This window comes from Sphingobium indicum BiD32 (assembly GCF_000382885.1).
GTDB lineage: Bacteria > Pseudomonadota > Alphaproteobacteria > Sphingomonadales > Sphingomonadaceae > Sphingobium > Sphingobium japonicum_C.
The window spans coordinates 1-10,577 of record NZ_CAVK010000084.1 but is presented as its reverse complement, the minus strand read 5'-3'; the positions used below and the strand labels follow the sequence as shown (position 1 = coordinate 10,577).

12 protein-coding genes are annotated in these 10,577 nt (G+C 64.0%); 5 read left to right on the top strand and 7 right to left on the bottom strand.

Features of this window, described 5'->3' with window-relative positions; genetic code table 11:
- Positions 1 to 23: 23 nt before the first annotated feature.
- Positions 24 to 953, bottom strand: coding sequence for an NAD(P)H-dependent flavin oxidoreductase (locus tag EBBID32_RS09140; RefSeq protein ID WP_006954552.1), 930 nt, complete (start codon positions 951 to 953; stop codon positions 24 to 26).
- A gap of 139 nt (positions 954 to 1,092) precedes the next feature.
- On the opposite strand from EBBID32_RS09140, the gene EBBID32_RS09135 reads away from it, so the two are divergent.
- Positions 1,093 to 2,151, top strand: a complete 1,059-nt coding sequence (locus EBBID32_RS09135; RefSeq protein WP_006954551.1) for a hypothetical protein — start codon at positions 1,093 to 1,095, stop codon at positions 2,149 to 2,151.
- 66 nt (positions 2,152 to 2,217) lie between these two features.
- Here the strand turns inward: EBBID32_RS09135 and EBBID32_RS09130 are convergent, their stop codons facing one another.
- Both EBBID32_RS09130 and epsC read right to left on the bottom strand, forming a co-directional pair.
- Entirely contained in the window at positions 2,218 to 2,556 is a 339-nt protein-coding gene (locus tag EBBID32_RS09130) for a DUF2794 domain-containing protein (protein ID WP_006954549.1), read from the bottom strand.
- Positions 2,556 to 3,269, bottom strand: coding sequence for a serine O-acetyltransferase EpsC (epsC, locus tag EBBID32_RS09125; protein WP_037489964.1), 714 nt, complete (start codon positions 3,267 to 3,269; stop codon positions 2,556 to 2,558). The genes EBBID32_RS09130 and epsC overlap by 1 nt, the downstream gene beginning before the upstream one ends.
- A 188-nt stretch (positions 3,270 to 3,457) precedes the next feature.
- On the opposite strand from epsC, the gene EBBID32_RS09120 reads away from it, so the two are divergent.
- Both EBBID32_RS09120 and EBBID32_RS09115 read left to right on the top strand, forming a co-directional pair.
- On the top strand, positions 3,458 to 4,231 hold the full coding sequence (locus EBBID32_RS09120) for a sulfite exporter TauE/SafE family protein (RefSeq protein ID WP_006954545.1): 774 nt from the start codon (positions 3,458 to 3,460) through the stop codon (positions 4,229 to 4,231).
- A 39-nt stretch (positions 4,232 to 4,270) separates the two neighbouring features.
- Positions 4,271 to 5,200, top strand: coding sequence for a hydrogen peroxide-inducible genes activator (locus tag EBBID32_RS09115; RefSeq protein WP_006954544.1), 930 nt, complete (start codon positions 4,271 to 4,273; stop codon positions 5,198 to 5,200).
- A gap of 257 nt (positions 5,201 to 5,457) precedes the next feature.
- Here the strand turns inward: EBBID32_RS09115 and EBBID32_RS09110 are convergent, their stop codons facing one another.
- From EBBID32_RS09110 to pgsA, 3 genes are read right to left on the bottom strand one after another with little or no spacing between them, the layout of a single operon-like run.
- A complete protein-coding gene (locus tag EBBID32_RS09110) occupies positions 5,458 to 5,898 on the bottom strand; it encodes a molybdenum cofactor biosynthesis protein MoaE (RefSeq protein WP_006954542.1) in 441 nt (146 codons plus the stop codon).
- Positions 5,895 to 6,149: a molybdopterin converting factor subunit 1 gene (gene moaD, locus EBBID32_RS09105; RefSeq protein WP_006954540.1), complete on the bottom strand. Its 255-nt coding sequence runs from the start codon at positions 6,147 to 6,149 to the stop codon at positions 5,895 to 5,897. Before moaD ends, EBBID32_RS09110 begins: the two co-directional genes overlap by 4 nt.
- A gap of 9 nt (positions 6,150 to 6,158) precedes the next feature.
- Positions 6,159 to 6,722 carry a CDP-diacylglycerol--glycerol-3-phosphate 3-phosphatidyltransferase gene (pgsA, locus tag EBBID32_RS09100; RefSeq protein WP_006954539.1) on the bottom strand — a complete coding sequence of 188 codons (564 nt, stop codon included), beginning with the start codon at positions 6,720 to 6,722 and terminating at the stop codon, positions 6,159 to 6,161.
- Positions 6,723 to 6,854: 132 nt separating this feature from the next.
- On the opposite strand from pgsA, the gene EBBID32_RS09095 reads away from it, so the two are divergent.
- Complete coding sequence (locus tag EBBID32_RS09095; protein ID WP_037489962.1) at positions 6,855 to 8,165, top strand: MFS transporter; 1,311 nt, start codon at positions 6,855 to 6,857, stop codon at positions 8,163 to 8,165.
- 124 nt (positions 8,166 to 8,289) lie between these two features.
- Here the strand turns inward: EBBID32_RS09095 and EBBID32_RS09090 are convergent, their stop codons facing one another.
- A complete protein-coding gene (locus EBBID32_RS09090) occupies positions 8,290 to 8,487 on the bottom strand; it encodes a hypothetical protein (protein ID WP_037489961.1) in 198 nt (65 codons plus the stop codon).
- Between the two features lie 108 nt (positions 8,488 to 8,595).
- Between EBBID32_RS09090 and EBBID32_RS09085 the strand changes: the two genes are divergently transcribed.
- Positions 8,596 to 10,577: transglycosylase domain-containing protein (locus tag EBBID32_RS09085; protein ID WP_037489959.1), on the top strand; the 1,982-nt coding region annotated here is incomplete at its 3' end.

Sequence of the window (10,577 nt, the reverse complement as noted above, 5' to 3'; positions counted from 1 at the left end):
TCCCCTTGCAGGGGAGGATGCCATTATGCCGCAAACCCCGCCACCGCCGCCTCATATTCCGCCTTCAGCCCCGCGACAAAATCCGCAGTCGGCTGCACCTTGGTGATCGCGCCGATCCCCTGCCCGCATCCCCACACGTCGCGCCACGCCTTCTTGTCGGTCATCGCGCTGGCGAAATCCATGTCCGCCGCCTTGGGCAGCGCTTCCGGGTCCATCCCCGCCGCGACGATGCTGGGGCGCAGATAATTGCCGTGGATACCGGTAAATACGTCGGAATAGACAATGTCGTCAGCGTGGGATTCAACGATCATCTGCTTGTAGGCCGCGTCAGCATTGGCCTCGCTCGTGGCGATGAAGGGTGACCCCATATAGGCCAGGTCCGCACCCATCATCCGCGCCGCCGCGATCGCCCGGCCGGTCGCGATCGACCCGGACAGGGCCAGCGGCCCGTCGAACCACTGGCGGATTTCCTGCACCAAAGCGAAGGGCGACAGCGTCCCGGCATGACCGCCCGCCCCGGCGGCGACCGCAATCAGCCCGTCCGCGCCCTTCTCTATCGCCTTGCGCGCGAAACGATCGTTGATGATGTCATGCAGCACGATCCCGCCATAGCTGTGGATCGCCTCATTCACCTTTTCCTGCGCCCCCAGCGACGTGATGATGATCGGCACGCGATATTTGACGCACAGCGCCAGATCCTCCTCCAGCCGGGGATTGGTCTTGTGGACGATCAGGTTGACGGCAAAGGGCGCGTCCTTTTCGGTCAGTTCGCTTGTCAAGCGTTGCAGCCAGCTCTCGAATACCCCGGAAGGCCGGGCATTGAGCGAGGGGAAAGCGCCGACAATGCCCGCGCGGCACTGGGCGATGACCAGTTCGGGCTGCGATATGATGAACATGGGCGATCCGATCAGCGGCAACGACAAACGGCCTTGAAGCGACGTCGGCAGGGTCATGATCGCGGCTCTCCACTATGGTTCGCCATCCGCGCTATCACTCGCCGGGCCGCAGAAAAAGGCCAAATCTACTGTATTGATGATATAATACAGTCGTGGTAAGAAAGGACATAATCAACAGTCCTTTTGGAGCTGGACGATGTATAGCGAGAGCGATCTACAGGATGCCGTAGCGGCCGGGGTGATACCGGCGCAAAGTGCGCAGGCGCTGCGCGACCATGTCGCCCGGCTGCGGTCCAGCCCGGTGGTGGATGAAGAATCCTTTCGCCTGCTGACCGGCTTCAACGATATTTTCGTGTCGATCGCCGGCGTCATCCTGCTGGTCGCGGTCGGCTGGCTGGGCAACAGCGTGCGACTGGGCGCGGCGGAGCATCATCCCTCGCTGATGTCGGGCCTGCTGGTCGCCGCGACCAGCTGGGGGCTGGCCGAATATTTCACCCGCCAGCGGCGCATGGCGCTGCCGTCGATCCTGCTGCTGGCAGGCTTTGTCGGCGGGGTCGCCTTTGCGCTTGGCGCACTGGCGGCCCAGCTCTTCCCCGATGTCGGCGACCGGGTGGGCGCACTGATCCTGTCAGGCGTAGCTGCGTTCAGCGCGCTCGCAGCCTTCGCACATTGGCGCCGCTTCATGGTGCCGATTACCGTGGCGGCAGGCGCAGCCGCGGCAGCGGGCGTCGTCGCGGGCCTCGTCATCGCGGCGATCCCCAATAATGTCACCCTGCCATTCCTGCTGCTGCTGGCCGGTGGCCTGGTCATCTTCGCCTTCGCCATGTGGTGGGACATGTCCGACCGCAGCCGCATCACCCGCCGGTCGGACGTCGCCTTCTGGCTGCACCTGACCGCCGCGCCGATGATCGCCCATTCGCTCTTCCATCTGCTGGGCGTGTTCGACGGCGACGACATCAGCGTCGCAAAGGCCGTGATGGTGATCGCCCTCTATGTCGCCTTCGGCCTTGTCGCCCTGGCGATCGACCGGCGCGCGCTGCTGGTGTCCAGCCTCGCCTATGTCCTGTTCGCCCTCTATGCCCTGTTCAAGCAGGCAGGCGCGGTCGAACTGTCCGCCGCCTTCACCGCGCTGGTGATCGGCTCCTCGCTGCTGCTGCTGTCCGCGCTCTGGCACCACGCCCGCACGCTGGTGGTCAGCGGCCTGCCCCCGGTCCTGACCGACAAGCTGCCCTATCTGGACCGCGCACCGGCGTAAAAATCCTTCCCAGGCTCGCCTTGGGGAGGGGGACCGCCATGAAGCGGTGGTGGAGGGAAAATGGGACTACCCCTCCACGATCCGCAGCAATTTGCGCTCGACCGGGGCCAGGATGTTCTGCAACTCCTGCCCCCTTTTCAATATATGGCCACCCTCCCCCACCAGCGCCCACATGCCCTGCCGGTTGCGCAGTGCCGGGCGCTTTTCGATACGATATTCGGGGCGTTCGGCGGCGCGGCGAAAGGCGCTGAAAATCGCGGCCTCCCGCCCCATATCCATCGCATAGTCGCGCCAGTGCCCGGCCGATACCATTCGGCCATACAGATCCATGATCCGCTGCAATTCCAGCCGGTCGAACCCGACCTGCCCCGTTCCATCCTTGGGAAACGGCGTCACATTCGACATCAGGCCCGGTCACGCGCCTTGAACAGCGAATCCTCGTCGGGCAGCCTTGGCTTCTGCTGTTCCGCGATCAGTTCCGCCAGCCGCTTCTGCAACTGTTCGACCTCGCACTGGAGCAGCTCCAGCTTCTGCTTTTCCGGGTCGAAACAATCGGTGCAGGGCGTGCCATAGGGCATGAAGTCGCGCTGATAGGCGGTCACATCGACCAGCATCGCCCGCGCCGGGATGCCCACCATCGTCGCGCCTTCGGCCACATCCTTCGTCACGACGGCATTGGCGCCGACCCGCGCCCGCGCGCCGACCGTCACCGGCCCCAGCACCTGCGCGCCCGATCCCACGATCACGCCATTGCCCAGTGTCGGGTGGCGCTTGCCCGCAATGCCATTTGCCGGATCGGTCCCGCCCAATGTCACATTTTGGTACAGCGTGACATCATCGCCAATCTCCGCCGTCTCGCCGACCACGGTAAAACCATGGTCGATGAAGAAGCGCTTGCCGATTTTCGCACCGGGATGAATGTCATTCCCGGTCAGAAAACGCGACAAATGATTGACGGCCCGCGCCAGAAAATAGAGCCGCGCCCGGTAGAGCCGATGCGCCACCCGGTGGAAGGCCAGCGACCAGACACCCGGATAAAGCAGGATTTCCGCCCGTGATCGGGGCGCGGGATCGCGCGACTTGACCGAATCAAGATAGGCAATGAGGTTGCGCACCATCCACATATTCCCGAACGGGGCGTGCATGGCCGCACGCCGCTGTAGCAAAATCGACCCCAACATAGCGTCCCAGGTCCGATTTTTCCAGAGACGGTGCTATTTCACCTTGGCGACCCGAAATAGAAACTTGCTTGGCGCGCCCGGATAAGCCAATCATAGAGGTAGACAATCAGACCAGAGGCCACCGGATGATCGACTCCTTCATCGCCAATTTCGGCGAAATCCTGCCCTTCATCCTTGTCGGCTTCGGCGCCCAGATGGTCGATGGCGCGCTCGGCATGGCTTATGGAGTCATCTCCAGCACCCTGCTGCTCACGCTCGGCGTACCGCCCAGCCGCGCCTCGGCCAGTGTCCATGTCGCTGAAACCTTCACCACCGCCGTCTCCGCGATCAGCCATATTCTGCACAAGAATGTGGACTGGAAGCTGTTTTCCAAACTCATCATCCCCGGCGTCATCGGCGGCGTGACCGGTGCCTATGTCCTGTCCAACATCGACGGCGCGGTTATCAAACCCTATATCCAGACCTATCTCGCGGGCATCGGCCTCTATCTCGTCTGGCGCGGCTTTCACTTGCCGCCCAAGCAGAAGGACCCCAAATGGGTTGCGCCGCTGGGCCTGACCGGCGGTTTCCTGGACGCGACCGGCGGTGGCGGCTGGGGTCCGATCGTGACGTCCAACCTGCTGTTGCAGGGGTCCAGCCCGCGCCATACGATCGGCACGGTCAATACGGTCGAATTCTTCCTGACCCTGTCGATCAGCATCACCTTCCTCATTCATCTGGGCTGGCAGGCCTTCACCACCTACACGCTGGGCCTGCTGATCGGCGGTGTCGCGGCGGCCCCGATCGGCGCCATGCTCGCCCGGCATATCGCGCCCCGCCTGCTGTTCACCGCGGTCGGCATCATCCTGACCATCACGTCGATATTCGGCCTTGCCAAATATCTTGGATATATCGGCTAAGGCACTTATATTCGGCTTTCTGATCGAGGAAGCCGATAGATGTCCAATTACATGCCCACGCTCAAACAGCTACAATATCTGGTTGCGCTGAAGGAACAGGGCCATTTCGGCAAGGCGGCCGACAGCTGCTACGTCACCCAGTCCACCCTGTCGGCGGGCATACGCGAGTTGGAGTCGCTGCTGGGCGTGACCCTGGTCGAGCGCACCCGCCGCGTCGTCCGCTTCACAGCGCTGGGCGATCGCATCGTGGAAAAGGCGCATCGGGTGCTGCGCGAGGCGGAAGAACTCTCCGCCATCGCCGAAGCGTCCGGCAAGCCGCTGTCGGGCGAATTGCGCATGAGCGTGATCCCGACCATCGCCCCCTTCCTGCTGCCGCGCCTCCTCCCCCGGCTGCGCGCCGACCGCCCGGAACTCAAACTCTATCTGCGCGAGGAAACGACCCAGGCGGCCATCGAGTCGCTGCGCCACGGCAATGTCGATTGCGTCCTGCTCGCCCTCCCTTTCCCCACCGGCGAACTGGAGAGCGAGATATTGTTTCAGGACCGGCTCTATGTCGCCTTCCCGCGCGACGATCCCCGCGATCCCCCCGACTGGATCGGGCCGGAGATGATCGACGAGAGCAAATTATTGCTGCTGGAGGATGGTCATTGCCTGAAGGATCATGCGCTGGCCGCCTGCAACCGCCCCGAACTGCGCGCCAGCGCGATCATGATGGGCACGTCGCTGCACACGCTGATCCAGATGGTCGACAATGGCCTGGGCGTCACCATGCTGCCCGAAATGGCGATAGCCAGCGGCATATTGGAACATACGCAGATCGTCGCCCGCCCGCTCCGCTCCGACCGCGCCTGGCGCGACATCGCGCTGGTCTGGCGCAAGAACAGCCCGCGCGAAAAGGAATTCCACCTCCTCGCCGGGATTTTGCGGGAGGCGTCCGATCCTCCGGCGGTGATGGTAGAGGCGGCGTAAAGCCAAATCCTCCCCTTACAGGGGAGGACTATCGCAGATGACTTTTCGTTATCCCTACAACGTCATCCTGAATTTATTTAGCTGCGCTGGCCTTCGGCTCAGGATCCATCGTGCCCCAAAAGCCGCCGCTGGAGACGAGAAATGGATGCTGAAACAAGTTCAGCATGACGATGAAGGAGGGCGCAGTTCCATATACGATAGCCCAACCTTAAAGGGGAGGATTTTCCAGTAGCGTTCAATCGTGGTCTTTCACCACCTCAACCCCACCCCTTCGCCTTGGTCTCATCCTCAACCCGCGCCTCGACCCACCCGGTCGCGCCGCCCTCAAAATGCTCCTTCTTCCAGAAGGGCGCTTCCGATTTCAGCCAGTCGATCAGGAAGGCGCAGCTTTCCAGTGCCGCGGTGCGATGGCGCGACGCTGTACCGACGAACACGATCCGCGCCCCAGGCTCCAGCCGCCCGAAACGGTGGATGACGCTCAAGCCCAGCAGCGGCCAGCGCGCCATCGCCTCGTCGCAGATGCGATCGACCTGCGCCTGCGTCATCGCCGGATAATGTTCCAGTTCCAGCGCGATCAGCCCGCCGCCGCCCCGCACCACGCCGGTAAAGCTCGCCACGCCGCCGCCGCCCAGCGCTTCGAGCGCGACGAGTTCCGCCGCGACGTCGAAATCGCCGGCCTGCACCGCGACCCGCTTCATCCCCCGGTCACCGGCGGAAACAGCGCCAGCTCGCGCGCGTCACCGATAGGGGTATCGAGGGCCATGAACCGCTGGTCCAGCGCCGCCCGCAGCCGCGTCGCATCGCCCAGCGCATCGGCATAACCGCCGCCCCGCGCCGCCAGCAACGCTATCAGATCGGCAATAGTCGTTCCCGCATCGGGCCGTGCCATCTGTTCCTCATCCAGCCCGATCCGTTCGCGCACCCAGGCGAAATAGACGATAGTGAGCATCGGCCCGGTTCAATCCATATGCTTTATGCCGACGCGCAGATAATCCCAGCCGGTTATCAGCGTCAGCAGCGCGGCGGCCCAGAGGGTGACGATCCCCACGGCCTGAACGAAGGGAAATTGCGGCACCGCCCCCGCCAGGATCAGCGCGCCCAGCGCAATGATCTGGAAGGTGGTTTTCCACTTGGCCAGTCGCGATACCGGCACCGATACCTGTATCCCGGCCAGAAATTCGCGTAAGCCCGACACGGCAATCTCGCGCAGCAGGATGATCATGGCGGCAACGATATGGATGCCCGCAATGTCGCGCGTCGCGCTCAGCATCAGGATGACGGCGGCGACCATGATCTTGTCGGCGATTGGGTCAAGGAAAATGCCCAGCCGCGATACCGCCCCCTGGGCGCGGGCCAGATAGCCGTCGAAATAATCGGTGATGCCCATCAGGCAATAGAGCGCAAAGGCCAGCGCATAGCCGGTGATCCAGCGCGCGCCCATTTCTGCGGGCCACAGCAGGGCGACCAGCAACGGCACCGTGACGATGCGTGAAAGCGTGAGCAGATTAGGCAGCGTCAGCATCGTCGCCGACTGCCACAGTCCGGCCCGACGCACAAGGCGCGGCGGATGTTTGCGGTGACGGGATTGGACAGCGGCACCGGCAGCGGCTAGACCCCGCCCCGGTCGCTAACGGAAAAGAAGCCAGATTCATCCATGAAAGCCTCTCTCAGGCTCTTGAACAAGCGCCGTTTTCTGCCGCTTTTCATCACCCAGCTACTGGGCGCCTTCAACGACAATCTGTTCAAGAATGCGATGGTGCTGTTCGTCGTCTATCAGGTCTATAATGACGAACGGTCCGAAACCTGGTTCAGCGCGCTGGCGACCGGCATCTTCATCCTGCCCTTTTTCCTGCTGTCCGCCCTGTCGGGCCAACTGGCCGACCAGCGCGACAAGGCGGTCATCATCCGTTGGGTCAAGGGCGCGGAAATCGCGATCATGCTGGTCGGTGCGACGGGGTTGGGTTTGATCTGGGGTGGCATCGCCATCCACACGCTGGCCATCCCGCTGCTGCTGCTCGCTTTGTTCGCCATGGGGGTCCACTCCACCTTCTTCGGCCCGATCAAATATGCGATTTTGCCCCAGCATCTTTACGACGAAGAAGTGCTGGGCGGCACCGGCCTGGTGGAGGCGGGCACCTATATCGCGATTCTGGCCGGCACGATCCTGGCGGGCCTGATCCCGGTTGAGATCGCCGCGATCGGCATCGTCATCACCGCGCTGATCGGCTATGTGGCGGGGCGCGAAGTGCCGCCGGCGCCATCCCTGCTGGAACGGATGCCAATCGATTTCCACATCATCCGCTCCTCGATCACGCTGGTGCGCGGGACGATGCACATCCGCCGCCTGTTCCTGGCGATCATGTCGATCAGCCTGTTCTGGGCGGTTGGCTCCATCCTGTTCATCCAGTTTCCGCCGCTGGTCAAAAATGTCCTGACCGCCGACAAATCGGTCGCCAGCCTGTTCCTGGCCATTTTCTCGATCGGCATTGCCATCGGCTCGGTCGCGATCAACCGGCTGCTCTGCGGTCATGTCTCGGCAAAATATGCCCCGGCATCGGTGATCGGCATGGGCATGTGCATCGTTGCCTTCCATATCGTCTGCGCACTATGGACGCCTGCGCCCGCCGGGCAGATGCTGTCGTTCAGCGGCTTCCTCGCCCATCCCATGGCGATCGCGCTGTCCGCCTGCCTGCTGGGCGTCGCGACCTTCGGCGGCATGTTCGTCGTGCCGCTCTATGCCTTCCTGACCACCACGGTCGAAAAATGCGAAGCGGCGCGCACCGTCGCGGCCAACAATATCGTCAATAGCGGCATGATGGTGATCGGATCGGTGATCGCCATCGGCCTGACCATCGCCGGGCTGTCGGTCGTGAAACAGCTATTGCTGGTCGCTCTGCTCTGTCTGCCCTGTGCCTGGCTGGCGTGGAAACTGCACAAGGCCTGCGACGGCCCCGTCTGTGCTTAAAATCCTCCCCCTGTGGGGGAGGTGGCATCGCGTAGCGATGACGGTGGGGTGTCGCCCTCTCGACAGGGTAACACCCCACCGTCTGGCCTGCGGCCATCCACCTCCCCTTGCAGGGGAGGATTTCCTAAGAAATGAAGCTGTAGAAGGCCGTGAAGAAGGCGCAGAAGCTCAACCCGAACAGCTTCCAGTCGCTATCGTCATCAACCATCTTCCGCTTGCGCGCGGGCGCTGGCTCCACGACGCGCAGCACATGCCGGGGCAGCCGCTGGCGAAAGGGGTGGCGGGCGGATTCGGTCGTGAGGACAAGGGGACGTGTTCGCATGGTCCCTGGTTAACGCATTATTTACCTTTTGGGCCATCGCGAAAGATGGTTAACCTTGGCCTGTCCCGGTGCGGGACAGACTTGACTGTATCAGGCGAATAATACAGCATGGCTGAACCGATGACCGATCCGTCCAGCACCGCCGACCCTGCCTCGCTGCCCCCGCGCGAATTTGGCGCCGGGCCGCCCAGCGCCTTCGCTCCGCCCACGCCCTGGCGACGCCGGATGCAGATTTTCGGCTGGATCGTCGCGGCTGGTCTCGCCATCCTGATGCTGCTGGTCGGCTGGCTGGCCGTCACCGCGCCGCTCTCCCGCTCGCTCCGGCCGATCGCCCCGCCCAGCATCAGCCTGATGTCGCAGGATGGCCACCTGATCGCCCGGCGCGGCGCGGTGATCGACACGCCGGTCACGATCGCCCAATTGCCCGCCCATGTGCCCCAGGCCTTCATGGCGATAGAGGACCGGCGCTTCTACAGCCATTGGGGTGTCGATCCGCGCGGCGTCGCCCGCGCCGCCTGGCATAATCTCTGGTCGGACGGATCGTCGCAGGGCGGCAGCACCATCACCCAGCAACTCGCCAAGGGCGTGTTCCTCTCCAGCGACCGTACCATGGGCCGCAAGGCGCGCGAGGCGATGATCGCCTTCTGGCTCGAAGCCTGGCTGACCAAGGATCAGATCCTCGAACGGTATCTCTCCAACGTCTATTTCGGCGACAATGTGTACGGCCTGCGCGCCGCCTCGCTCCATTATTTCAACCGCGCGCCCGAACGGCTGACCATTGCGCAGGCCGCGTTGCTGGCGGGCCTGCTCAAGGCGCCCTCGCGCCTTGCCCCGACCAGCAACCTGAAAGGCGCCCGCGCCCGCGCCGCGCTGGTGACGCAGGCGATGGTGGACGCTGGCTACATCACACAGGCGGAACGCAACGCCCTCTCGCCCGCCCGGCTCAACGTCCGCGAAACCCCCGACGCCACCACCGGCACCTATTTCGCCGATTGGGTGCTGCCCGATGCGCGGGATCGGGCGGGCGCGGTCTATGGCGAACAAAAGATCGACACCACGCTCGACTGGCGCATCCAGCGCCTCGCCGAAACCGCGATCCGCCGCGCGCCTCTGGGCGGGGCGCAGGCGGCGCTGGTGGCGATGAAGCCCGACGGCAGCGTCGTCGCCATGGTCGGCGGGAAGAATTACGCCAGGAGCAGCTTCAACCGCGCCGTGCAGGCCAAACGCCAGCCGGGGTCCACCTTCAAGCTGTTCGTTTATCTCGCCGCTTTCCGCGCGGGCATGACGCCGGAGGATATGATCGACGACACACCGATCACCACCGGCAGCTACCGCCCGGCCAATCATGGCGGCAAATATCGCGGCCGCATCAGCCTGCGTCAGGCCTTCGCCGCGTCGAGCAACGTCGCCGCCGTCCGCCTGACGCAAAAGGTCGGCGTCGACAATGTCATCAAGGTCGCCCGTGACCTCGGCGTCACCGCGCCCATGACCGAGGATTTGAGCCTGGCGCTCGGCACGTCGGAAATTCCGCTGGTCGAACTGGCCGAAGCCTATGCGGCGGTCGCGGCGGGTGCCTATCCCGTCCTCGCCCATGGCCTGCCACCGGAAGAACAGGGCTGGTTCGAGAAGCTGATGGCGCGCCAGCGCGCCTTTGGCGACGATGAACTGGCGATGATCCGCGACCTCCTATCCTCCGCCGCCAATCGCGGCACCGGCAGCGCGGCGGCCCTGCGCACCAGCACCTTTGGCAAGACCGGCACGACCCAGGACAGCCGCGACGCCATCTTCGTGGGCTATGCCGGCGGCCTCGTCACCGCCGTCTGGATCGGCAATGACGACAATAGCCCGCTCCCCGGCGGCGCGGCGGGCGGCGGCATCCCCGCGCGCATCTGGCGCAATTTCATGAGCGGCGCGATCAACGAGCAGGTCGAGGACGCGCCGGTCGAAACCCAGGACGCCGACCTCGTCAACGCCATCGCCAACATCACGGTCGAAACCAGCGTCGGCAATGTCGGGGTCGGTGTCGACGAAGGCGGCATGACCGTGAATATCGGCCCGGCGCAAATCCGCCTGCCCAACGACCCACCCGC

Coding starts and splice junctions, on each gene's coding strand:
- EBBID32_RS09090 (WP_037489961.1), bottom strand. CDS start 8,487: ATGCGAACACGTCCCCTTGTCCTCACGACCGAATCCGCCCGCCACCCC.
- pgsA (WP_006954539.1), bottom strand. CDS start 6,722: ATGCTGACGCTGCCTAATCTGCTCACGCTTTCACGCATCGTCACGGTG.
- EBBID32_RS09135 (WP_006954551.1), top strand. CDS start 1,093: ATGTATAGCGAGAGCGATCTACAGGATGCCGTAGCGGCCGGGGTGATA.
- EBBID32_RS09140 (WP_006954552.1), bottom strand. CDS start 953: ATGACCCTGCCGACGTCGCTTCAAGGCCGTTTGTCGTTGCCGCTGATC.
- EBBID32_RS09130 (WP_006954549.1), bottom strand. CDS start 2,556: ATGTCGAATGTGACGCCGTTTCCCAAGGATGGAACGGGGCAGGTCGGG.
- epsC (WP_037489964.1), bottom strand. CDS start 3,269: ATGGTGCGCAACCTCATTGCCTATCTTGATTCGGTCAAGTCGCGCGAT.
- EBBID32_RS09095 (WP_037489962.1), top strand. CDS start 6,855: ATGAAAGCCTCTCTCAGGCTCTTGAACAAGCGCCGTTTTCTGCCGCTT.
- EBBID32_RS09115 (WP_006954544.1), top strand. CDS start 4,271: ATGTCCAATTACATGCCCACGCTCAAACAGCTACAATATCTGGTTGCG.
- moaD (WP_006954540.1), bottom strand. CDS start 6,149: ATGCTCACTATCGTCTATTTCGCCTGGGTGCGCGAACGGATCGGGCTG.
- EBBID32_RS09110 (WP_006954542.1), bottom strand. CDS start 5,898: ATGAAGCGGGTCGCGGTGCAGGCCGGCGATTTCGACGTCGCGGCGGAA.
- EBBID32_RS09120 (WP_006954545.1), top strand. CDS start 3,458: ATGATCGACTCCTTCATCGCCAATTTCGGCGAAATCCTGCCCTTCATC.